Here is a 22,815-nt window from a genome sequence, read left to right on the forward strand (position 1 = left end):
GCACGCACCGGAGCCCCGAAGGACTGACACACGCATGAACAAGAACATCAGCGGCCACCTCGCCATAGCCACCGCCGACGACGCCGCCGCACGCCGGCGGTTCGGTGCGGAGGGGACCGGCCGGGCGGCCGGGATCCGCGCCGCGCAGGCCATCCAGGGTGCCCGGGCGGCACGGGCCGCGCAGGCCACGGCCAAGGCTCAGGCCATCGCCAGGGCGCACGCCCAGGCCCTGCAGCGGCGGGCGGCGACCATGATCGGCGTCGGCACCGCCCCCATGATCCCGGAGTACGTCCTCGGTCCACAGACCAGGACCCACTCCGTCTGACTCCGCGGAGTCAGCTCGGTGCGGGCGGCCGAACACCGTCGGTTCGCCCCCGCCGGGACCCCGCGGTCCGGGCCGGCCGATCCCCAGTGGGGCGGGGGAACGGCGGCCCGCCCCGGAGGCTCGCGGCCCCCCGGGGCGGAGGCCTCACCGGGCCAACCCCAGCCCGGTGAGGCCTCGCACATCGTTCGCAGGACGGCACGCCGTGCCACCAGAACCCCGGATACCCGGCATCATGTGACAGGTATCACCGCTCAGGTGTGACCCCTGATTTAGAGACCCCCCGCGAGCGGCGATAATCTGCGAGACGGACATGCCGCGCGCTCGGACACCGTGTGCGCCCCCCTTGTGACACATTGCGGACGTCACGTTGCCCTTCGCGGCACGCCCACGCATCCAACGAACCGCGAGATCACTGATAGGGACGGAAGCGCGTGGACCTGTTCGAGTACCAGGCGAGGGACCTCTTCGCCAAGCACGATGTACCGGTGCTGGCCGGTGAAGTCATCGACACGCCTGAGGCGGCGCGCGAGATCACCGAGCGTCTGGGCGGCAAGTCCGTCGTCAAGGCGCAGGTGAAGGTCGGTGGTCGTGGCAAGGCCGGTGGCGTCAAGCTGGCCGCCTCCGCGGACGAGGCCGTCGCCCGTGCGACGGACATCCTCGGCATGGACATCAAGGGCCACACGGTCCACAAGGTGATGATCGCCGAGACCGCCCCGGAGATCGTCGAGGAGTACTACGTCTCCTTCCTCCTCGACCGTGCGAACCGCACCTTCCTCTCCATCGCCTCCGTCGAGGGCGGCATGGAGATCGAGGAGGTGGCGGCCACCCGTCCGGAGGCCGTGGCCCAGACCCCGATCAACGCGATCGACGGTGTGGACCTGGCCAAGGCCAAGGAGATCGTCGCCGCGGCGAAGTTCCCGGCCGATGTCGCCGACCAGGTCGCCGACATCCTGGTCAAGCTGTGGGACACCTTCATCAAGTCGGACGCCCTCCTCGTCGAGGTCAACCCGCTCGCGAAGGTCGTCTCCGGCGAGGTCCTCGCCCTGGACGGCAAGGTGTCGCTCGACGACAACGCCGAGTTCCGTCACGACTGGGACGAGCTGCACGACAAGGCCGCGGCCAACCCCCTCGAGGCCGCCGCCAAGGAGAAGAACCTCAACTACGTCAAGCTCGACGGCGAGGTCGGCATCATCGGCAACGGCGCGGGTCTCGTCATGAGCACCCTGGACGTCGTCGCGTACGCCGGTGAGAAGCACGGCGGCGTCAAGCCCGCCAACTTCCTCGACATCGGTGGCGGCGCCTCCGCCCAGGTGATGGCGAACGGCCTGGAGATCATCCTCGGCGACCCGGACGTCCGGTCCGTGTTCGTCAACGTCTTCGGTGGCATCACCGCCTGCGACGAGGTCGCCAACGGCATCGTGCAGGCCCTGAAGCTCCTGGAGGACCGCGGCGAGAACGTCTCCAAGCCGCTGGTCGTCCGCCTCGACGGCAACAACGCCGAACTGGGTCGCAAGATCCTCACCGACGCCAACCACCCGCTGGTGCAGCGCGTCGACACCATGGACGGCGCGGCCGACAAGGCCGCCGAGCTGGCCCACGCCGCCAAGTAAGCACTCAGGACGAGGACAGAACACACCATGGCTATCTGGCTCAACAAGGACAGCAAGGTCATCGTCCAGGGCATGACCGGCGCCACTGGCATGAAGCACACCAAGCTCATGCTGGGCGACGGCACCAACGTCGTGGGCGGCGTCAACCCGCGCAAGGCCGGTCAGAAGGTCGAATTCGACGGCACCGAGGTACCGGTCTTCGGTACCGTCAAAGAGGCCATCGAGGCCACCGGCGCCAACGTCTCCGTCATCTTCGTGCCGGAGAAGTTCACCAAGGCCGCGGTCGACGAGGCCATCGACGCCGAGATCCCGCTGGCCGTCGTGATCACCGAGGGCATCGCCGTGCACGACTCGGCGGCCTTCTGGGCGTACGCCGGCAAGAAGGGCAACAAGACTCGGATCATCGGCCCGAACTGCCCCGGCATCATCACCCCGGGCCAGTCGAACGTCGGCATCATCCCGGGCGACATCACCAAGCCGGGCCGTATCGGCCTGGTCTCGAAGTCCGGCACGCTGACGTACCAGATGATGTACGAGCTCCGTGACATCGGCTTCTCGACCGCCGTCGGCATCGGTGGCGACCCGATCATCGGCACCACGCACATCGACGCGCTCGCCGCGTTCCAGGACGACCCCGACACCGACCTGATCGTGATGATCGGTGAGATCGGTGGCGACGCCGAGGAGCGTGCGGCCGCGTTCATCAAGGAGAACGTGACCAAGCCGGTCGTCGGTTACGTCGCGGGCTTCACCGCGCCGGAGGGCAAGACCATGGGTCACGCCGGCGCCATCGTCTCCGGTTCGTCGGGCACCGCCCAGGCGAAGAAGGAGGCCCTGGAGGCCGCGGGCGTCAAGGTCGGCAAGACCCCGACCGAGACGGCGAAGCTGGCGCGCGAGCTGCTCGCCGGCTGAGCGTCGTTCTCGACGCCGGTTGACTGAACGCCGGTAGGCCCGTTCCCCGGGGTGGGGGCGGGCCTACCGGCGTTTTCGCTCACCGGCGCTCGCGGGGTGCCGCTGCAGCTGACGCGACCAAGGCGCCCCTTCAGGGGCGCGGGGAACTGCGCGACCAGCCCCCCCCCGCGCCCGAACGCACTACCTCGCCACCGGCACCAACCTCTCCGGCCCCTTCTCGGCGATCCTCCGCAGCTTCGCCTGCAAGGCCCGCTCCCCCGCCGACAACGGTCCCAGCCCCACCTCCGCCGGTACCCCGCTGATCGCCTGCGCCGGACCGATCGGCGCCTCGTAGTGCGTCGGCGCCGTCCGCAGTGTGAGCGTCGTCGCCGCGATGATCGTCGCCGTGAAGGCCAGCGCGGACCGGGTCCAGAAACGTGTCCGGCGTTCGGAGCCGGTCCGCACCACGGTCGGACGGGCCGCCCGCAGACGCTCCGTCGAGGCCAGTTCGGTCAGCCGCCGGTGCAACGCGGCGGGGTCCGCCAGCTCGGGAACCCGCGCGGCGACCGCCCGCCGCGCGTGGGTCAGCCGCCGCGCCGCCGCCGGCGTGCTCGCCTCCGTCTCCGCCGCCGTCTCCGGCAGGTCGAGGCCGACACCGTCGTACAGCAGGAGCGTGCGGCGGTACGACGGCGGGAGTTGGAGGAGTGCCTCCAGCACGGCGCGGTCGGCCGCGTCGGCCGGCGGAGCTTCGGGCTGGCGGTAACGCAGCCGGAACCGGTGCCAGGGGGAGAGCGCGCACTCGTGCGCCACCGCCCGCACCCAGCCGGCCGGATCCCGGTCGCGGGCCACCTGCGGCCAGTTCTGCCAGGCGAGTTGGAAGGCCCGCTCGACGGCCTCCCGCGCCAGCTCCCGGCGCCCGGTGAGCAGGTAGGTCTGCCGTACCAGGGCCGGGGCGCAGAACGCGTACAGCGCGTCAAAGGCCTGAGTGGGCGTCAGGGCAGCGGACGGTACGGCCTCGCCGGAGGGGACAGGGCTCTGCGTCACCGGGCGCACCTTCCTTCGAAAAAACACATAAACATATATTGGGCGACACTTCGGTGGTTCGCCTGTTACGACGGGAAAGCGCGTGTCGTTGGGAGCATGGCCGTCGTGATTCGGATGCCCGCCCACCGACCGCCGTCGGCACCTCCGTCGCGCCCGTCGCGCCCGCCGCTTCTGCCGCTCCTGCTCACCCGGTTGCGCGACCGTTCCCCCGGGCTGGCCGCGAGCCTCCTGGGCGGCGCGATCGCGGCCGGGCTCGGACTCGCCTGTTTCGCCGTGCTGGTGATGGCGCTGTGGGTCAGTTCGCCGTATCCCGACAGCGGACCGGGCGGCGCGCTGCATCTCGCGGCGGCGCTGTGGTTCCTCGCCCACGGGGTCGAACTGGTCCGCACCGACACCCTGTCCGGTGTGCCGGCCCCGGTCGGGGTGACGCCGTTGCTGCTGCTCGTGCTGCCGGTGCTGCTGGTGTACCGGGGGGCGCGGGAGGCGGTGGACGCCCCGGAACACGACGGCGACGGCGCCGACGCAGCGCCGCCGGTCCGGGCCCGTACGGCCTGGACCGGGGTCGTGACCGGCTACCTCGGCGTCGGCGGCTGCGCCGCGTTGTACGCGTCCGGCGGTGAACTTCGCCCCGAGTGGGGGTGGGTGGCGGTGTGTCTGCCGCTGCTCGCGGCGGGCGCGGCGGGCGCCGGGGTGTGGACGGCGTACGGCCGTCCGCGCGAGCCGCTGCTGAGTCTGGCGGTGGTGCTCCCGGGGCGGGTACGGCGACGGCTCCTCGGCCGGGACACCCGGGTGCGGTGGGGTACGGCCGTCCGAGCCTCCCTGGCCGGGGTGACCGTGTTCTTCGGGGGCGGGACGCTGCTGCTCGCGGTGGAGCTGGTGGCGCACGGTGACGCGGCCCGGGCGTCGTTCCTGCAGCTGACGGAGGGGTGGACGGGCCGGTTCGCGGTCCTGCTGCTCTGCGTCTCGCTGATCCCGAACGCGGCGGTGTGGTCGGCGTCGTACGCCGTCGGCCCCGGCTTCGCGCTCGGCGCCGGTCATGTCGTGAACCCGCTGGCCGCTGACCCGGCCCCACTGCTGCCGCCCTTTCCGCTGCTCGCGGCCGTGCCGGCCCACGGCCCGGGCACGCCGGTGAACTGGCTGGCCGGGGCGGTGCCGGTGGCGGCCGGGGTGACGATGGCGTGGTTCGTGGTGGGCAGGGCGGCCAGACGGCGCTGGCCGGCCGGGCGAACGGCCGGGGTGATGACACTGGCGGCACTGCTGTGCGCGCTGCTGCTCGCGGCCCTGGCCGAGTTGGCGGGCGGCCCCCTGGGCGTTGCCGCGCTCACCCGTTTCGGCCCGGTCTGGTGGCAGACGGGCGCGGCGACCTGCGCCTGGCTCCTCGGGGCGGGCGTCCCGGCGGCCCTGGCGCTGCGGGCCTGGCGGGGGCTGGGCCCGGCCTCGCTCGCGGCATGGCTGGGCTTCGGCAAGCAGGAGCCGGGGGAGGAGCCGCCGACGGAGAAGAAGGGCGAGACCCCGGCCCCGGCGTCCGTCCTCCTGCCCGACCAGGGCGACGGCGACACCTTCGAGCCGTACGAGGCGCTGCCCGCCGAGCCGTACGAGATGGTGCCGGCCACCCCACCACCGCCCGACACCTGGCAGGACGAGACGGCACGCAGGACCCGCTGGGCGGCACTACGAGAGGCATCCGATCCATCGGACAGCCACAACGGGCCCCGACCATCGGACAGCCTCGACCGAACCCGACCGCCGGACAGCCCGGACGGACCCAGGCCGCCGGACAGCCTCAACGGGCCCCGACCATCGGACAGCCTCAACGGAACCCGATCGCCGGACAGCCCGGACGGACCCAGGCCGCCGGACAGCCTCAACGGGCCCCGACCATCGGACAGCCTCAACGGAACCCGACCGCCGGACAGCCCGGACGGACCCAGGCCGCCGGACAGAACCTGAGCGCCGGACAGCTCCGACGGACCCTGACCGCCCGTCAGCGAGCCGGGACCGGCTCCCGACCGTCGGTCAGCAGGTCCGGACCGCCATCAGGTGCTCTCTGCCGTCTCAGCAACCTCCCGGCCGCCCCCGACTGCTACCCGTCGTCCGGTCAGCGATCCTCGGCCGCCCTCGGTCGCCATCGATCGCCCCATCAGCGGCCCCTGGCCGCTCCCGACCGCCCCCGGCGCCCTCGGCCGCCCTCGGTCGTCCCGTCGGCGGCCCCCGGCCACTCCCGGCCGCCCCCCGCCCGTTCCCTCAGCTGTTCGTGGTGCCCAGGATGGTGCGGAGTTCCTGGGGGAGCAGGTGGTCGCAGGACTGCTTGGCCTCGTTGGTGAGGGCGTCGCCGACGCAGGTGTAGTAGTCGCGGTAGACCATCTGGGCCGTGAAGGTCGCCGCCACCAGGGCCAGGGCCAGGGACGCCGTGACCAGGCCGCTGATCGCCGCCGTCGTCTGCGGTCGGCCGGCGTTGACGTTGGCGTGGGCAGTGGCGTGGGCGTTGGCGTGGGCCGCGGCCTCCTCGGGGCTGCGCGGCTTGGCGCGGAGCGCGCTGACACCCCAGTAGATGCCCAGCGCGCCCAGCAGCAGTGCCAGGTACGGCCAGCCGAAGAGGGCGAAGAGGAAGCCCCACATGCCGCTCAGCAGGGCGTACCGCGCCCGGCGCTGGGCCGGGTCCGTCGGGTCGAAACGCATGCCCGGGCCGCCGGGGCCGCCCTGACCGCCGCCTCCCGGACCGCTCTCGTCGGGACGCTGCCCGAAGCCGCCGGACTGCCGGCCGGGCTGACGGTCGCTCCACTGGCTGCCCCAGGGCGACTCCTGGTCGCCGTCCCCGGCCGGGCGGCGCGGCTGCCACGGCTTGTCCGGCGTGCCCTCCGGCGGTGGGGCGAAGGGGTTGTCGTCCTGCTGGTCACCCTTCGGCCGGTCCGAGGGTGCCTCCGGCGGCGAGGTCGGCCGCTCCCGCAACAGCACGACGAAACGCGGCCCTCCCTGCACCGACTGCGGGGGGAGCATACGAAGTCCCAGGCTGCGGTCCGGCATCAAGTGAGCGTCTTCCCCTAGATCAAGATGAACAGAGCAGATGGATACGACAGGCTGGCTTACGGATACGGCTGCATGGATACAGCTGATGGCTACGGCTGATCGATACAGCGGACGAAACGGCTGGTTACTTCGTGAACGCGTCGTATCCCGGACGCGTTCCCGTCCCGGTACCTCCCAGACGCTACCTTCCGGCCACGCCCCCGTCCCGTGGGGGCCGTCCGGTGTGCCGGTATCGTTGCTGACGGTCGGCCGCTTCGTAGACTTCCCCGTATCCCGGGGCGCGAAGCACTCGTACGAATGTACAAAGCGTGTGCGAGTCCGGCCGCCGTACCGACGCTCCCCCGAGAAAGGGCCCCACCGTGGCCGCCAAGCCCGTGGCCAAGCGCCTCGTCGTGCTGGTCTCCGGATCCGGCACCAACCTCCAGGCGCTCCTCGACGCGATCGCCGAGACCGGTGTCGAGGCCTACGGCGCCGAGGTCGTCGCCGTCGGTGCCGACCGGGACGGCATCGAGGGCCTCGCGCGTGCCGAGCGCGCCGGGATCGCGACCTTCGTGACCAGGGTGAAGGACTTCGGGAGCCGGGAGGAGTGGGACCGGGCGCTGGCCGAGGCCGTGGCCGCCCACGAACCCGACCTCGTCGTCTCCGCCGGGTTCATGAAGATCGTCGGGAAGGAGTTCCTGGCGCGGTTCGGCGGGCGGACCGTGAACACGCACCCCGCCCTGCTGCCCAGTTTCCCCGGGGCCCACGGCGTGCGGGACGCGCTCGCGTACGGCGCCAAGGTCACCGGCTGCACCGTCCACTTCGTCGACGACGGTGTCGACACCGGGCCGATCATCGCTCAGGGCGTGGTGGAGGTCCGGGACGAGGACGACGAGAGCGCTCTGCACGAGCGCATCAAGGAAGTCGAGCGAAGCCTGCTCGTCGAGGTCGTGGGGCGGATCGCTCGCAACGGCCACCGCATTGAGGGACGAAAGGTAGTTATCCAGTGACCGCCACCGCCGAGAGCAACAAGCGGCCCATCCGGCGCGCGCTCGTCAGCGTCTATGACAAGACCGGGCTCGAAGAGCTCGCCCGCGGACTGCACGAGGCAGGTGTCGCACTCGTCTCCACCGGCTCCACTGCCTCCCGCATCGCCGCCGCCGGCGTTCCCGTGACCAAGGTCGAGGAGCTCACCGGCTTCCCGGAGTGCCTGGACGGCCGGGTCAAGACCCTGCACCCCAAGGTCCACGCCGGCATCCTCGCCGACCTGCGCCTGGAGAGCCACCGGCAGCAGCTCGGCGAGCTCGGCGTCGAGCCGTTCGACCTCGTCGTCGTCAATCTCTACCCGTTCCGCGAGACCGTCGCCTCGGGTGCCTCGCCCGACGAGTGCGTCGAGCAGATCGACATCGGCGGCCCCTCGATGGTCCGCGCCGCCGCCAAGAACCACCCCTCGGTCGCCGTGGTCACCAGCCCGGAGCGGTATGCCGACGTCCTCGCGGCCGTGCAGAACGGCGGCTTCGACCTCGCCACCCGCAAGCGGCTCGCCGCCGAGGCCTTCCAGCACACCGCGTCGTACGACGTGGCGGTCGCCTCCTGGTTCGCCTCCGAGTACGCCCCGGTCGACGAGTCGCAGTTCCCGGACTTCCTGGGCGCCACCTGGGAGCGCGAGAACACCCTGCGCTACGGCGAGAACCCGCACCAGCCCGCCGCCCTCTACGTCGACGCCAGCGGCGGTGGCCTCGCGAAGGCCGAGCAGCTGCACGGCAAGGAGATGTCGTACAACAACTACACGGACACGGACGCCGCGCGCCGTGCCGCGTACGACCACGACGAGCCCTGCGTCGCGATCATCAAGCACGCCAACCCCTGCGGCATCGCGATCGGTGCGGACGTCGCCGAGGCGCACCGCAAGGCGCACGCCTGCGACCCGCTGTCCGCGTTCGGCGGGGTCATCGCCGTGAACCGGCCGGTCAGCAAGGAGCTGGCCGAGCAGGTCGCGGAGATCTTCACCGAGGTCATCGTGGCGCCCGACTACGAGGAGGGGGCTCTGGAGGCCCTCGCCAAGAAGAAGAACATCCGGGTGCTGAAGGCGCCGGGCGCCCCCGCCAACCCGGTCGAGGTCAAGCCCGTCGACGGCGGTGTGCTGCTCCAGGTCACCGACCGGCTCCAGGCCGACGGCGACGACCCGGCCAACTGGACCCTGGCCACCGGCGAGGCGCTCAGCCCCGAGGAACTGGCCGAGCTCGCGTTCGCCTGGAAGGCCTGCCGGGCCGTGAAGTCCAACGCCATCCTGCTCGCCAAGGACGGCGCCTCGGTCGGTGTCGGCATGGGCCAGGTCAACCGCGTCGACTCCGCGAAGCTCGCCGTCGAGCGGGCGGGGGAGGAGCGGGCGCGTGGCTCCTACGCCGCCTCCGACGCGTTCTTCCCCTTCCCCGACGGCCTGGAGATCCTCACCGCGGCCGGCGTGAAGGCCGTGGCGCAGCCGGGTGGTTCGATGCGTGACGAACTCGTCGTCGAGGCCGCGAAGAAGGCGGGCGTGACGATGTACTTCACGGGGACGCGGCACTTCTTCCACTGAGGGTTGTGGGACCGAACAACACCAGGGCCGTGTCCCCCAGTGCGGGGGACACGGCCCTTGGAGTGTGCGGGAGTCGGCCGGTTGCTCAGTCGGCGCTCAGTTGCTGCGGATCACGATCGTGCCGCACACCTTGTCGGCGAACGTCTGGCGCTTGGAGTCCCACGCCGGCCACAGCCAGCCCAGGTAGCACGCGAGGCTGTCCAGGATGTGGGCGATACGGCGCACGAAGGCCATGCCGACGCCGATCGGCTGGCCGGTGGCCTCCTTCACCAGGCGGATGCCCAGCGCCTTCTTGCCGACCGTCTGGCCGGTGCGGCCCTCCATGATCAGCTGCCAGATCGCCAGGCCGAGGAGCGCGAGCCCGCCGATGGCCGCCAGCGCCGGGGTGTCCTTGCCGACGATCACCAGGATGTACGGCACCAGGAAGACCAGGCCGTCGACGAGCGTGCCGAGGAAGCGCTGACCCCAGTTCGCGTACGGCGGGGTCGCGCCGTAACCCTGCTGCGGGTAGCCGTAGCCGCCCTGCTGCGGGTAACCGGGCTGCTGGGGGTAGCCGTAGCCCTGCTGCGGCGGCACGCCCTGCGGGGCCTGCTGGTAGCCGGGCTGCTGGGGGTAGCCGTAGCCGGGCTGACCCTGCTGCGGGTTCTGCGGCTGCTGACCGTAGGGGTTGTTGGGCGAGCCGAAACTCATGGCCGATTCCTCCGTTGGACCTGCGGGGACGACGCGGATTGGGACGGAGGTACGTCATGATCTGAGCGGTTTGCCCCCCAACCGGACCGCGATACTGCGCCGCTCATCGTTTAGTAAGGGCGAGTTGTTGTCCAGTCCGATTCGCGAGGTGTTGTGCAAGTGCAACATCATTGATCATGACCGCACACCCGATTGGAACCGGGACACCGGCATCCGCGAGGATGGAGCCATGACCGCCCAGATTCTCGATGGCAAGGCCACCGCAGCCGCGATCAAGTCCGATCTGACCGCCCGCGTGGCGGTGCTGAAGGAGAAGGGCGTCACGCCCGGCCTCGGCACGATCCTGGTCGGGGACGACCCCGGCAGCCAGAAGTACGTCGCCGGCAAGCACCGTGACTGTGCGCAGGTCGGCATCGCCTCCATCCAGCGCGAGCTGCCCGCCACCGCGACCCAGGAGGAGATCGAGGCCGTCGTCCGCGAGCTCAACGACGACCCCGCCTGCACCGGCTACATCGTCCAGCTCCCGCTGCCCAAGGGCATCGACGAGAACCGCATCCTCGAGCTGATGGACCCGCACAAGGACGCGGACGGCCTGCACCCGATGAACCTCGGCCGGCTGGTGCTCGGCGAGCCCGCGCCGCTGCCCTGCACCCCCAACGGCGTGCTGACCCTGCTGCGCCGCTACGGCGTCGAGATCAAGGGCGCCGAGGTCGTGGTCGTCGGCCGGGGCGTGACCATCGGGCGCCCGATGCCGCTGCTGCTCACCCGGCGCAGCGAGAACGCGACCGTGACCCAGTGCCACACCGGCACGCGTGACCTGTCCGCCCATCTCAAGCGCGCCGACATCATCGTCGCCGCGGCCGGCTCCCCGCACCTGATCCGCGCCGAGGACGTCAAGCCGGGCGCGGCCGTCCTGGACATCGGCGTCTCCCGCAACGCCGACGGCAAGATCGTCGGCGATGTGCACCCCGACGTCGCCGAGGTCGCCGGGTGGCTCTCCCCGAACCCCGGCGGTGTCGGGCCGATGACCCGGGCGCAGCTGCTCGTCAACGTGGTCGAGGCGGCGGAGCGCAGTGTCGGCTGACGGCGGTCACGGACAGGGCGCGGGGCGCCGGGCGACCCGGCGCTTCCCGCTGTTCACACGGGACACGGCGCGCCCCGAGGGGGGCGGCAGGGCCGCGTCGGGAGACCTGCCGGCGCCGGCCCGGCAGTGGCCGCTGCTGGTGGTGCTGGCGGCCGTCGCGGTGGGGTTGCTGCTGACCTCGCTGGACCAGTTCCGGGTGGGTGCGCTGCTGATCGGGGCGGCGCTGCTCGCGGGGGCGGTGATGCGCTGGATACTGCCGAGCGTGGGGATGCTGGCGGTGCGGTCCCGTTTCACGGACATCGCGACGTACGGGGTGCTGGGGCTGGCGATCGTGCTGCTGGCGCTGATGGCGCAGCCGAAGCCGTGGCTGGTGATCCCGTATCTGAAGGACACGCTGCACTTCACGATGAGGAGCTAGCGGCAGCCCGGGCAGCAGAAGAGTGGCCCGCACCTCCCCCGGTGGGTGCGGGCCTTCCCCCTGTTCGAAGGTAGGGACCCGGCACCCCCGGCGAATCCCCCTTCTGATTGAACCGACTACAACTTCCGCGGTACCTCCGGTGGTTGACTCCCCACCCCGGACCCCCGCGTTACGCTGCGACGATGCGACTGCGGAACCCGCCCCCACTCGCCGTCGACACGCTGATCGCGTGCGGGACGGTCGTGATGGCCGTGTTGCTGGGGCAGGAGTCGCCCGCCCAGGGGTGGCCGCAGCTCGACGCGCGGGCGTATGCGCTGATCTTGCTGGCGCAGCTGCCCGTCGCCCTGCGCGGGCGGTGGCCGGTCGCGGTCTTCGCCGTCATGCAGTGCGCGTCGATCGTCTACGTCGGCCTCGGCTTCTGGCCCGTGGTGTGCACCTTCGGCTCTCTGCTGGGGCTGTACACGGTCGCGTCGGTGCGGCCGGTCCGGGTCGCCGTCGGCTGCGCGGTCTGCATGACCGGCATGTGGGTGTACGCCGGGCTCGTCACCCACGGCTCCTCGATGCCCTCCGTCGTCGTCCAGGCCCTGCTGTACTGCTCGGTGTTCGTCTGGTTCGGACATCTCGCGCAGCGGTCCGCCGTACTCTCCCGGCATCTCAAGGCCGAGCAGGCCGAGCGGGCGCGGCGGGCCGTCGCCGAGGAACGCGGGCGGATAGCGCGGGAGTTGCACGACGTCGTCGCCCATCACATGTCGGTGATCTCCGTGCAGGCGGGCCTCGCCCGGTTCGTCTTCGAGTCGGACCCCGGCAAGGCGCGCGGGGCGCTGGGGACGATCGCGGACACCAGCGGGGAGGCCCTGGAGGAGCTGCGGCGCATGCTCCAGGTGCTGCGGGAGGAGGATCCGCAGGCCGCCGAGCGGGCTCCCATGCCCACCCTGGACCGGCTCGCCGACCTCGTGGAGCGGGTGCGCAGCGGCGGGCTGCCGGTCGAGTTCGTGGTCGAGGGCGAGCCCCGGCCGCTGCCGCCCGGTGTCGAGCTGTGCGCCTACCGCGTGGTCCAGGAGGCGCTCACCAACGTCCTCAAGCACGCCGGCCGCGCCCACGCGCGCGTGCTGCTGCGGTACCACCCGCACGAGCTGACCGTGTCCGTCCGCGACGACGGGGAGGGGGTGAATCCGGACAGAGTGCGAACGGGCGCCGGACATGGCTTGATTGGCATGCGCGAGCGGGCCAAGCTCTACGGCGGGACGATCAGCGTCGGCCCACGCTCCGAGGGAGGCTACGCGGTCGAACTGGCCCTGCCGACCTCGGCCACACTCGCACGGCGGGGGGACGACCGTACCGGATGACCAGAGTGCTCGTGGTCGACGACCAGTTCCTCATCCGCGCGGGTCTGGTGGGGCTGCTGGAAGCCGCGCCCGGGTTCGAGGTGGTCGGGGAGGCCGGGGACGGTGCGGAGGCGGTGCGGCTGGCCGCCGAGACCGGCCCCGACGTCGTGCTCATGGACATCCGGATGCCGGGTCTGAACGGCATCGAGGCCACCGAGCGCATCCTCGCGCAGGCGGCGGGGCCCGCGCCCCGGGTCCTCGTGCTCACCACCTTCGACCTCGACGAGTACGTGTACGGCGCGCTGCGCGCCGGCGCCTCGGGGTTTCTCCTCAAGGACTCCGGCCCCGAACGGCTGCTGGCCGCCGTCACCGCGGTGGACGGCGGTGACGCCCTGTTCGCGCCCAGCGTCACCCGGCGCCTGGTCGAGGCCTTCGCCCGGCAGCACGGCCCCGACCCGCAGGCCGGCCCGCCGCCCGACCTCGACGTGCTCACCTCCCGTGAGGTCGAGGTCCTCAGGCTCACCGCGCGCGGGCTGTCCAACCTGGAGATCGCCGACCGCCTCTACATCAGCGAGGCCACCGTGAAGACCCACCTCAACCGCACGATGACCAAGCTCGACCTGGGCAGCCGGGCGCAGGCGGTGGTGGTGGCGTACGAGACGGGACTGGTGACGCCCGGCGGGCTGGGCGGGCCCGCGGGGCCAGGAGGCCTGGGCGGCTGAAAGCGGCCGATAGGCGGCCCGTCCCCTCCCCCGAGCAGGACGGACCGCCGTCGGGTTTCAGCCTTCCCATGGCACGGCGGCTGTTCAACGGCCGTCCGTGCGCTGTGGCACAGAGGTGACAGTTCCGCTACGGACCGCCCGCACTGCCACAGCCTGCGGGAACCGTCGGACCGCCGACCGTCGTCACCCGCTCTGAACTGGCAACGAACTGGCAACGCGGGAAGCCGTGGAGGTGTGTGATGGGCGGCTGGCAGCCGCTGCCGGAGGGGCTTCCGGCGGAGGTGCGGCACTTCGTGGAGCAGTTGCGGCTCCTCAAGGACGGCACCGGTCTCAGCCTGGTCGCGCTGGGCGCCCGCACCGCGTACAGCAAGTCCTCCTGGCAGCGGTACCTCAACGCCGTACAGCCGCCGCCGCGGCAGGCCGTCGCCGCGCTGTGCCGGGTCGCGGGCCTCACCGGCGCCGACGCCGAACGGCACACCGTGCGCTGGGAGCTGGCCGTCCAGGCCTGGCCACGCCCGGCGAACATGCCGGAACGGCCGCCCGGCGCCGGGGAGTACGAGGACGACCCCACCCTCCCCTGGTGGGACCGCCCGGAGGAGGAGCCGGCGCCCCGCCGGCACGGGCGGCTGCTGCCGGCCGCGGTCCTGCTGCTGCTCGCACTGCTCCTGGTGGCGGTCGTCGGTGCCGTGCTTCTCGGGTGAGCCGGGTCTCCTGTGACCTGCGAGGTCACGGCTGGATGACCGGTGTGTCGATGTGTTGACAAGTTCGCGGATATGTCACGAAGCCGACTCACAAGCGGGCTAACGTGTCCAATCGGGGCGACCCGAGGGCCCGTTGGACCGCGTCGCGGTAGGCGTGCGACGGTGCACGTGGGCGGGTCAGTGCTCCTGTGCGCCCCCTGCCGGGGGACTGGGTTCCGGGGGCGCCGCGGTCCGCTGGGTAGCCAGAACGGGGACCGGCGCGGCGGCACCACGCGCAAGGGGAACGCGGGGGAAGACACGGCACTGAACCGGGGACAAGAGGACCGGGGAGGACCGGGGGAAGAGGGGGGAAGCAATGCCTCGTTGGAAGGCTCTGCCGGATGAACTCGATCCGCAGGTCAGGGAGTTCGCGACCCAGTTGCGGCGGCTCGTGGACCGCAGCGGGCTGAGCGTCGCGGCACTGTCCGACCGCACCGGCTACAGCAAGACGTCCTGGGAGCGGTACCTGGGCGGGCGCCTGCTGGCGCCCAAGGGCGCGGTCGTCGCGCTCGCCGAGGTCACCGGCGCCAATCCCGTCCATCTCACCACCATGTGGGAGCTGGCCGAACGGGCCTGGAGCCGTTCGGAGATGCGTCACGACATGACGATGGAGGCGATCCGGGTCTCCCAGGCGCGGGCCGCGCTGGGGGAGTTCGGAGCACCGCCGGCCACGTCCACGACCACGGCCGGGAGCAAGGCCGGCGGCAAGGCACTGCCGCGCCGGGCGGGCAGTGCGGTGGCGACGCCGGGGATCGCCGGGCCGGCGGGCGTCTCGCCCACCATCCCGCCCCAGCCGACGGCACCCGACGCGAACCGCCGGGAGGGGCGGGAGGGGACGGGGTCCCGCGGGCCGGCCGCGCCCGGGGGGACGGGTGCCCCCGGCGGCGGCCGGCGGCGGCTGACGATGTTCCTCGCGGGGGTGGTCGGCGTGGCCGTGGTCGTCGCCGCCGTCTTCTTCCTCACCGGCAGCGACGGCGGCGACGGGAAGAAGAACCGGAGCGGTGCCACCTCGTCCGCCCCGTCCACCAGCGCAGGCACCGACCTGCCGGCCGGCGTGAAGTGCGCGGGCGCCGGCTGCACCGGCAAGGACGCGGAGGCCATGGGGTGCAGCGGCGATCTGGTGACCACCGCCAAGACCGCCACGGTCGGCGCGACCACCCTGGAGGTCCGCTACAGCAGCACCTGCGGCGCCGCCTGGGGCCGTATCACCGGCGCCGCCCAGGGCGACTCGGTCCGGGTCACGGCCGGCACCACCACGAAGACCGGCGACATCACGGCCGCCGGCGACACGATCGCGTACACGCCGATGGTGGCGGTACGGGACGCGGCCCAGGCCAAGGCGTGCGCGACGCTGGCGTCGGGGCGGACGGGGTGCACCTCGTAGAAAATCGGCGGGCCCAGGAATGCCGTGGCGTTTCCTGGGCACGCGAACCGTACCCCCCACGGGAGTCCGGATTCCGGCACCCCCGGGTGGCGGCCGCCCCGTCTCACCTCTCCCGGACGGGCGGCCGCCTCTTTTTCGTACGTCGCTTGCGGGGGGCACGTCTGCAGGGTCACGTCCGTGGGGGCGCGTCCGCGGGGCACGTCTGTGGGGTGAGCCACACCCACCCCTCCACGTCCGGCATCCGGAATGCGCGATAGCCTGACCGGTGGATCTCTTGATGCCAAGAGATCGATCATTTGTACGTCCGCACCCCAGGGCAAGGACGCCCACCGCCAGCTGTCATACGGAGAACGCCATGACCCGCACTCCCGTGAACGTCACCGTCACCGGCGCGGCCGGCCAGATCGGTTACGCCCTGCTCTTCCGCATCGCCTCCGGCCAGCTGCTCGGCGCGGACGTGCCGGTCCGGCTCCGCCTCCTGGAGATCACGCCCGCGCTCAAGGCCGCCGAGGGCACCGCCATGGAGCTGGACGACTGCGCCTTCCCGCTCCTCCACGGCATCGACATCAGCGACGACCCGAACGTCGCCTTCGACGGCGCCAACGTCGCCCTCCTCGTGGGCGCCCGCCCGCGCACCAAGGGCATGGAGCGCGGTGACCTCCTGGAGGCCAACGGCGGCATCTTCAAGCCGCAGGGCAAGGCCATCAACGACCACGCCGCGGACGACATCAAGGTCCTGGTCGTCGGCAACCCGGCCAACACGAACGCGCTGATCGCGCAGGCCGCGGCGCCGGACGTACCGGCCGAGCGCTTCACCGCGATGACCCGCCTCGACCACAACCGCGCGCTGACCCAGCTGGCGAAGAAGACGGGCTCCACGGTCGCCGACATCAAGCGTCTGACCATCTGGGGCAACCACTCCGCCACCCAGTACCCCGACATCTTCCACGCGACCGTCGCCGGCAAGAACGCCGCGGAGACCGTGAACGACGAGAAGTGGCTGGCCGAGGAGTTCATCCCGACCGTCGCCAAGCGCGGTGCGGCCATCATCGAGGCCCGCGGTGCCTCCTCGGCGGCCTCGGCCGCCAACGCCGCCATCGACCACGTCCACACCTGGGTCAACGGCACCGCCGACGGCGACTGGACCTCCATGGGCATCCCGTCGGACGGTTCCTACGGCGTCCCGGAGGGCCTGATCTCCTCCTTCCCGGTCACCACCAAGGACGGCGTGTACGAGATCGTGCAGGGCCTGGAGATCAGCGAGTTCTCCCGCGCCCGCATCGACGCCTCGGTGCAGGAGCTGGCGGAGGAGCGCGACGCGGTCCGCGCCCTCGGCCTCATCTGAGCTTCCCGCGCCCACGGGCCCCACTCCGGTTTCGTCCGGAACGGGGCCCGTTCCCGTTTCCGCCGCTACCGTCGGAAGGGGCAAGCGGTGGAGTGAATCGGGGGGTTCGCGATGAGCGACAGGAACGGCGGGACCGGCGACGGCGGTTGGCCCGAGGAAGCCACGGGGCAGAGCGCCCCGACCGGCCGGAGCGAGCCGCCGGAGGTCCTGCGGCAGGCAGCGGAGCCGGGCGACCAGGAGGAGCCGGAGGAGCCGAGCACCCAGAGATGGCCGACGGCGACCCCGCGGCACACGGGACTCCCGGAGAGTCCATGGCAACAGGACCGGCCGGAGCCGCCGGAGAGCCCGAGGCAGTCCGAGTGGCCGCCCGCGCCGGACAGCCCCAGGCGGCCCGAGTGGCCGCCCACGTCGGAGAGTTCGAGGCAGTCCGAGTGGCCGGTGTCCCTGGAGAAACCGCGGCGCACGGAGCGCTCCGCGCCCGGCGCGCTTCCCCGGCGACAGGGCGGTGGCGACGAGCCGTACGGCCCCGGGCACGAACCGGCTGAGGACCAGGGACGCCCGGCGTGGCCCCCGACGCCGCCCCCGGGCCTGCCCCTGCCTCCGCTCCCGACCGCGTTCTCGTCTCCGTCCCCGACCCTGCCCGCCTCGCCGGCGCCGCCCCCGCCCTCGTCTCCGACCTTGCCCGCCTCGCCGGCGCAGTCTCCATCCCCGACCCTGCCCGCCTCCTGGGCGCAGTCCCCGTCTGCGTCCCCCACCCTGCCCGCCTCGCCGGTACCGTCCCTTCCCCCGTCGCCGGACGAGGTGCGGAGGAGCTACACCCCGCCTCCCTGGTCCGGTGATCCCACCTCGTCGGGGCGGCGGCTCGCGGCGACGCCTCCGCCGGCCGGGTACGCCCCGCGGCGGCGGTCCGGCCGGGCGCTCGCCGCGGTGGTCGGTCTGGTTCTTGTCGCCGGTCTCTCCGGGCTCGGGGTCTGGTACCTGGGCCGGGACGGCGGTGAGCGCTCCGGCGCCGGAGCGGCCCCGTCCGCGAGCGTGAGCGTCAGTGCCAAGTCGTCCGCGCCCGCGTCTCCCGAGCCCACGGCCAGCCCCAGCCCCACCCCCTCCGTCGCCTCCGGATACCGCGTCGTGCGCGATCCCGTCGGCTACACCCTCGACGTGCCCCAGGGGTGGACCCGGCGGCAGCAGCAGGGGGAGAAGGCGCCGGTGGTGTACTACGACTCCCCGTCCGACGGGCGCCAGCTGCAGATCTTCGCGCTCTCCGAGGCCACCCCGGCCGAGTCCCTCGACCTCGCCGAGAACGACCCCGGGTACGGATACGCGAAGCAGCCCGGATACCAGCCCGGCGACCGTACCTCCGGCGACACCTGGGCCGAACTGTCGTACCGCTACGAGGACAAGGACAAGGGCACCCGACAGGTCATCGACCACCGCTTCCAGGCGGCCGACGGCACCCTGTACTCGATCCGCTCCAGCGGCCCCGGGAGCCTCGCCGCAGGGCTGGTCCGGGGGCCGCTCACCACGGCCGTCGACTCCTTCTGCCCCGCCGGCGCCCAGTGTTCCTGAGCGTCGGCGTCACTCCATCCCCTTCTTCCCCGGCGTCCAGAACGGCTTGGTGAGGACCGCCCGCCGGTCCCACCCCGCCTCCTGGACGAGCACCTTCCGCACCGCCTGGACGGCCCGCGCCTCCCCGGCGACATACGCGATCCCGCCGGGCTCGGGGGCAAGCCGCCGTACCGCCTCCGGCAGTGCGGTCTCGCCGCGGAGCACCCAGTCGAGGCGCTCCGCGTACGCGAGGGGCAGCCGGTCCGCCGCGGTCGCCGTCTCCACGCAGCCGGAGACGGTGGCCTCCTCGGGCAGTGCCGCGAGCATCGCGCCGAAGGCGACCGAGGCCGTCTCGTCGCCGACGAAGACGTGGTGGGCGGCGTCGGGGCGCAGTGTGAACGTGCCCTCGGGCTTGCGCAGCCGTACCTGCTCGCCGGTGGAGACCGTGCGCCCCCACTGGGCCCCCGGGCCGCCCTCGGGATGGTCCAGCACGCACAACTCGACAACGCCGGACGGGTCGTAGTGCCACACGGAGTACGTGCGGAGGGTCAGGCCGGTGACCAGAACCCGGACCTGCTGGCCGGGGCGGACGTCGAGACCGGCGAGCTGGTCGCCGTCGATGCGCAGACGGCGTATGCGGGCGGTGATCTGTTCGGCCTCGGTGACGGTGCCGCGCAGGGTCAGCAGGTCGAGGACGGGATTCAGCAGGGCGGGCATGGGAGGCTCCTCAACGGGCCGTATGGTCAGGGGAGTTGCTCAGGCACCGGATGAACGCGATAGTACGCGTTTTGGGTCAGACGCGATAGTGCGTGTCGGGGGCCGGGCGCGGTAACCGGCCACCACGAGCACCGTCGCCGCGAGGACCAGCAGCGCGACCGTGCGCAGCGCCGGGCCCATGCCGGAGGCGAGGCCGGTGTGGGCGGACAGGATGGTGCCGGTGGCCGCGACGCCGAGAGCCACGTCGACGCGCCGTTCCTGCGGCACGGCACCGCCGACCTGGAGCTGGGGGTGATCGACTCCTCCGTCCCCGAGGTGGGTGGAGCACCTCCACGAGGACCGCATGCTCGGTGTCGTACGGGCCGGACACCCGCTCCTGGACGGTGAGCCGACGCCCGAGCGGTATGCGACCGCGGCCGGTCACCTGAACGTCTCCCGGCGCGGCAGGCTGCACGGCCCGGTGGACACCGCGCTGGCCGAACTGGGCCTGGTGCGCCGGGTGGTGGGCACCGTCGGCACCTTCCCGGCCTCCCTGATCGCTGCGACTCCGACCCGATCGGTCTGATCACCTCCTGGAGCGCGCCCCTGGCCACCGCGCTCGGCCTGGTCACCTTCGACGTACCGCTGGACCTCCCGCCGGTCGGCATCGGGCTGGCCTGGCATCCGCGCCATGACGCCGACCCGGCACACGCCTGGCGCCGGTGCCGCGTAAGGGAGTTGATGATCGCTGGGTCCGGTACCGGGCCGTAGTCCCGGCGGCCGACTTCTGACCAGCGGCGACTTCGGTCAATTCCGTCTCACCGGTCACGGTCGCCCCCCTATGCTGATGGTCTGTCAACTCGACGTCTAGCAACGCGCGTCCAGCACCGCACTTCACACGCATCGGGGGATCGTCGTGAGCACCGCCTACGTGCCGCAACAACCACAGCCGGGGCCGCCCGCCGGGGCACCGCCCGCGCTGCCGCCCATACCGCCGTACGCCAGTGAGGCCAGCCGGCTGCTGTGCGCGGGCACCTATCTGGATTCCGCATACCGGGACCGGGTCATCGAGGAACTCCACCTCAACGAACAGCGGATCGCGGCGCCCTCGCTCGGCTTCGACGCCGCCCGGGTCCTCGCCCACGCCCTGCGCGCCCGCCGCCAGGAACTGCTCTGGGCCGGGGCGATCCTCGGCCTGTGGGTGGTGGGGCTGCCGCTCAGCGGCGGGCTGCTCCTGCTCTTCCTGGTGCCGGGCATCGCGCTCGCCGTCGCGCCCTGGATCAGGGGCCGTGCCGCCCGCCCGCCGCTGTACCGCGTGATCGCCGCCTTCCTGCTCCGCTGGTGGGGCCGGTCGTTCTACGCGGCCGCCCTGATCGCGACCCTCGTCGTCGCGTTCGGCGGCGGCTCGGACGACAGCCCGTCGTACGACTCGTACGGCTCCGACGGTTACTACGGCTCCAGCTACTCCGACTCGACCAGCTTCGGCGACCTGTTCGCCCCGGGCGTCGGCGACCTCGGCGGCCTGGCCGAGGCCTGGCACGCCTGGCTCACACTCGCCGTGTTCGCCGGTGTCGCCCTGTGCGCGCACGCCCAGCGCACCCAGTTCAGCCGGGCGCTGGCCGGCGAGCTCTCCCCGCAGCGCTTCCCGGACGCGGCGAACGACCCCGCCGAGAAGGCGGAGAACCCCCGCTTCCAGCGGCTCAAGCAGCGCATCCGGATCGAACAGCACGCGCCGCTGATCATGTACAACGAGGCCGACCCGTTCTGCGGGGCGGGCGCCGCCTACGACACGTGGGTGCTCGCCGTCGAACTCAGGCCGGACGAGCTGAAGAAGGAGCGGCAGCCGCTCAGCAACCGGGCGATCCTGGAGAAGGTCCGCCCGCTGCTCGAACAGCTCCGCGTCCCCGCCGAGTACGCCGGCCCCGGCAACCGCGACCGGCTGCGCCAGCTGGAGATCGACGAGTGCGTGTTCCTGCCCACCGAGGGGCTGCTCACCCGGGACCAGGCGCCGTACACCCCGCAGGCCTTCGAGGAGCACCGGGCGCGGGCCGTCGAGGAGGGCGCCGAGAAGCGCCGGCACTTCCTGCGGATCCGCGTCGGCGGCTGGGAGGAGGAGGTGGTCGTCACGGTGTTCGTGCGCATCCACACCCAGGGCCGGATGCTCGTGCTGGAGATCGCCCCGCATGTACTGACCCCGGTCCGTGCGGACTTCAAGGGCGCCGACCGCACCGCCCACCGGTTCCGGAACAACAACTGGGCCGGCAAGACCGCCGCCGCGATCGCCCTGGTCCCCGGTTCGGTGGGCCGCTCGGTGGGCCAGCTCGGCCGGGGCGCGGTGTACCTCTGGCGGCTGCTGACCGGCGGCCACGCGGGCGCGCTGCCCGAGGGGCCGGCGCTGTCCGTGCGTGAACTGGGCGCGGTGGACGTCGGCTCCCATTTCCAGGAGATGGACGTCGTCCGGTACCTGCGCAGCATCCAGGACCGGGTGGCGAACGGCGTGCGCGCCGCGCTCGCCGAAGCCGGTTACGAGACCGGCGAGTTCGTCCAGAAGACCGTCAACAACAGCACCAACGTGAGCATCGACCGGGTCGAGGGCTCCACGCTCGCCTTCGGCAGCCACGCCACCGCCACCAGTTACACGACGCAGAAGGGGCCCGACAGCAATGGCAAGTGACGAGCCGCAGGTCACCCTGGGGAACATTTCCGGGAGCACGTTCGCCATCGGCAGCCACGCGCACGCCGAAAGCCACCACCACGGCGCCGCCGGCTCCCCGGCCGACGAGGAACTCCTCGCGGCGATACGGGAGTTGCGCGCCGACCTGGCGCGGGTGCGGGGCACCGAGCAGACGGCGGCGCTGGGCACGGAGCTCGCGGAGACCGAGGACGAGATCACCCGCACCGGCCAGGCGGGCCCCACCCGCCGGGAGCGCCTGCGTGAACTCCTCACCGACTCCCAGGCCCTCCTGAACGTCCTGGCCTCGGCGGGCACACTGGCCGGCCTGCTGGGCAGGTGAGAGACCCGATGAGCAACGGGGGAGCACGGCACTGGAACGAGGACGCACAACGCTGGGAGGCCGGGCCCCGGCCCACCACCACGACACCCCCACCACCAGCGACGGCCCCGACGCCGACTCCGGCTCCGGTACCGCCTTCCCCTTCGGCTCCGGCACCGGCGACGGCTGCGGCTCCGCCGGGGGAGTGGTGGGCGGAGGCGGGTCGGGGGCCGTCGTGGTCGTCGGCCGGTGCTGCTCCCGGCCGCCCGTCCGGCGAGCCGGCGTGGCCGCCCGCCGAGTCGGTCCCACCGCCCGTCGGGTCGGCCCCACCGCCCGTCGGGTCGGTCCCACCGCCCGTCGGGTCGGTCCCACCGCCCGTCGGGTCGGTCCCACCGCCCGTCGGGTCGGTCCCACCGCCCGTA

General features: G+C 72.4%; 20 protein-coding genes and 1 pseudogene. 17 read left to right on the forward strand and 4 right to left on the reverse strand.

Features of this window, described 5'->3' with window-relative positions; genetic code table 11:
* Nucleotides 1-34 precede the first annotated feature (34 nt).
* From ACGFZQ_RS06665 to sucD, 3 genes are all read left to right on the forward strand, one after another.
* Nucleotides 35-325: a hypothetical protein gene (locus ACGFZQ_RS06665; RefSeq protein WP_393839443.1), complete on the forward strand. Its 291-nt coding sequence runs from the start codon at nucleotides 35-37 to the stop codon at nucleotides 323-325.
* Between the two features lie 431 nt (nucleotides 326-756).
* On the forward strand, nucleotides 757-1,935 hold the full coding sequence (gene sucC, locus ACGFZQ_RS06670; RefSeq protein ID WP_351693433.1) for an ADP-forming succinate--CoA ligase subunit beta: 1,179 nt from the start codon (nucleotides 757-759) through the stop codon (nucleotides 1,933-1,935).
* 27 nt (nucleotides 1,936-1,962) lie between these two features.
* A complete protein-coding gene (sucD, locus tag ACGFZQ_RS06675) occupies nucleotides 1,963-2,847 on the forward strand; it encodes a succinate--CoA ligase subunit alpha (RefSeq protein WP_351742051.1) in 885 nt (294 codons plus the stop codon).
* Between the two features lie 180 nt (nucleotides 2,848-3,027).
* Here sucD and ACGFZQ_RS06680 read toward each other — a convergent pair whose 3' ends face one another.
* On the reverse strand, nucleotides 3,028-3,879 hold the full coding sequence (locus ACGFZQ_RS06680; protein WP_393839444.1) for an RNA polymerase sigma factor: 852 nt from the start codon (nucleotides 3,877-3,879) through the stop codon (nucleotides 3,028-3,030).
* An 87-nt stretch (nucleotides 3,880-3,966) separates the two neighbouring features.
* Between ACGFZQ_RS06680 and ACGFZQ_RS06685 the strand changes: the two genes are divergently transcribed.
* Nucleotides 3,967-5,820: a DUF6350 family protein gene (locus ACGFZQ_RS06685; protein WP_393839445.1), complete on the forward strand. Its 1,854-nt coding sequence runs from the start codon at nucleotides 3,967-3,969 to the stop codon at nucleotides 5,818-5,820.
* 294 nt (nucleotides 5,821-6,114) lie between these two features.
* Here the strand turns inward: ACGFZQ_RS06685 and ACGFZQ_RS06690 are convergent, their stop codons facing one another.
* On the reverse strand, nucleotides 6,115-6,894 hold the full coding sequence (locus ACGFZQ_RS06690) for a hypothetical protein (RefSeq protein ID WP_393839446.1): 780 nt from the start codon (nucleotides 6,892-6,894) through the stop codon (nucleotides 6,115-6,117).
* A 362-nt stretch (nucleotides 6,895-7,256) separates the two neighbouring features.
* Between ACGFZQ_RS06690 and purN the strand changes: the two genes are divergently transcribed.
* The gene (gene purN / locus ACGFZQ_RS06695) at nucleotides 7,257-7,886 is read left to right on the forward strand and encodes a phosphoribosylglycinamide formyltransferase (RefSeq protein WP_393839447.1); all 630 of its coding nucleotides are present in this window, start codon (nucleotides 7,257-7,259) and stop codon (nucleotides 7,884-7,886) included.
* Nucleotides 7,883-9,454, forward strand: coding sequence for a bifunctional phosphoribosylaminoimidazolecarboxamide formyltransferase/IMP cyclohydrolase (gene purH, locus ACGFZQ_RS06700; RefSeq protein ID WP_393839448.1), 1,572 nt, complete (start codon nucleotides 7,883-7,885; stop codon nucleotides 9,452-9,454). Before purN ends, purH begins: the two co-directional genes overlap by 4 nt.
* 96 nt (nucleotides 9,455-9,550) lie before the next feature.
* Here purH and ACGFZQ_RS06705 read toward each other — a convergent pair whose 3' ends face one another.
* Complete coding sequence (locus tag ACGFZQ_RS06705; protein ID WP_393839449.1) at nucleotides 9,551-10,144, reverse strand: RDD family protein; 594 nt, start codon at nucleotides 10,142-10,144, stop codon at nucleotides 9,551-9,553.
* A 229-nt stretch (nucleotides 10,145-10,373) separates the two neighbouring features.
* On the opposite strand from ACGFZQ_RS06705, the gene ACGFZQ_RS06710 reads away from it, so the two are divergent.
* From ACGFZQ_RS06710 to ACGFZQ_RS06745, 8 genes are all read left to right on the forward strand, one after another.
* Nucleotides 10,374-11,228 (forward strand): bifunctional methylenetetrahydrofolate dehydrogenase/methenyltetrahydrofolate cyclohydrolase, encoded by an 855-nt coding sequence (locus tag ACGFZQ_RS06710; RefSeq protein WP_351742031.1) that lies wholly within the window; start codon nucleotides 10,374-10,376, stop codon nucleotides 11,226-11,228.
* Nucleotides 11,218-11,646, forward strand: a complete 429-nt coding sequence (locus ACGFZQ_RS06715) for a DUF3017 domain-containing protein (RefSeq protein ID WP_351742029.1) — start codon at nucleotides 11,218-11,220, stop codon at nucleotides 11,644-11,646. Before ACGFZQ_RS06710 ends, ACGFZQ_RS06715 begins: the two co-directional genes overlap by 11 nt.
* Before the next feature lie 182 nt (nucleotides 11,647-11,828).
* Nucleotides 11,829-12,992 (forward strand): sensor histidine kinase, encoded by a 1,164-nt coding sequence (locus ACGFZQ_RS06720; RefSeq protein ID WP_393839450.1) that lies wholly within the window; start codon nucleotides 11,829-11,831, stop codon nucleotides 12,990-12,992.
* Nucleotides 12,989-13,693, forward strand: a complete 705-nt coding sequence (locus tag ACGFZQ_RS06725) for a response regulator transcription factor (RefSeq protein WP_351742025.1) — start codon at nucleotides 12,989-12,991, stop codon at nucleotides 13,691-13,693. The genes ACGFZQ_RS06720 and ACGFZQ_RS06725 overlap by 4 nt, the downstream gene beginning before the upstream one ends.
* A gap of 239 nt (nucleotides 13,694-13,932) precedes the next feature.
* A complete protein-coding gene (locus tag ACGFZQ_RS06730) occupies nucleotides 13,933-14,394 on the forward strand; it encodes a helix-turn-helix domain-containing protein (protein ID WP_393839451.1) in 462 nt (153 codons plus the stop codon).
* Nucleotides 14,395-14,749: 355 nt separating this feature from the next.
* The gene (locus ACGFZQ_RS06735; protein WP_393839452.1) at nucleotides 14,750-15,817 is read left to right on the forward strand and encodes a DUF2690 domain-containing protein; all 1,068 of its coding nucleotides are present in this window, start codon (nucleotides 14,750-14,752) and stop codon (nucleotides 15,815-15,817) included.
* Nucleotides 15,818-16,172: 355 nt separating this feature from the next.
* The gene (locus tag ACGFZQ_RS06740; protein ID WP_393839453.1) at nucleotides 16,173-17,162 is read left to right on the forward strand and encodes a malate dehydrogenase; all 990 of its coding nucleotides are present in this window, start codon (nucleotides 16,173-16,175) and stop codon (nucleotides 17,160-17,162) included.
* Nucleotides 17,163-17,963: 801 nt separating this feature from the next.
* On the forward strand, nucleotides 17,964-18,725 hold the full coding sequence (locus ACGFZQ_RS06745; RefSeq protein ID WP_393839454.1) for a hypothetical protein: 762 nt from the start codon (nucleotides 17,964-17,966) through the stop codon (nucleotides 18,723-18,725).
* A 9-nt stretch (nucleotides 18,726-18,734) separates the two neighbouring features.
* Here ACGFZQ_RS06745 and ACGFZQ_RS06750 read toward each other — a convergent pair whose 3' ends face one another.
* Nucleotides 18,735-19,421 (reverse strand): siderophore-interacting protein, encoded by a 687-nt coding sequence (locus ACGFZQ_RS06750; protein WP_393839455.1) that lies wholly within the window; start codon nucleotides 19,419-19,421, stop codon nucleotides 18,735-18,737.
* A gap of 231 nt (nucleotides 19,422-19,652) precedes the next feature.
* Here ACGFZQ_RS06750 and ACGFZQ_RS06755 point away from each other — a divergent pair.
* The 3 genes and pseudogenes from ACGFZQ_RS06755 to ACGFZQ_RS06765 form a co-directional block, all read left to right on the forward strand.
* Nucleotides 19,653-20,171 (forward strand): annotated as a pseudogene (locus ACGFZQ_RS06755) (LysR substrate-binding domain-containing protein); the annotation flags it as partial.
* A gap of 145 nt (nucleotides 20,172-20,316) precedes the next feature.
* Nucleotides 20,317-22,074, forward strand: a complete 1,758-nt coding sequence (locus ACGFZQ_RS06760) for a hypothetical protein (protein ID WP_393839456.1) — start codon at nucleotides 20,317-20,319, stop codon at nucleotides 22,072-22,074.
* Complete coding sequence (locus ACGFZQ_RS06765) at nucleotides 22,064-22,414, forward strand: hypothetical protein (RefSeq protein ID WP_351742008.1); 351 nt, start codon at nucleotides 22,064-22,066, stop codon at nucleotides 22,412-22,414. Before ACGFZQ_RS06760 ends, ACGFZQ_RS06765 begins: the two co-directional genes overlap by 11 nt.
* Nucleotides 22,415-22,815: the final 401 nt, after the last annotated feature.

Source organism: Streptomyces sp. NPDC048254, from assembly GCF_043201895.1.
Taxonomy (GTDB): Bacteria; Actinomycetota; Actinomycetes; order Streptomycetales; family Streptomycetaceae; genus Streptomyces.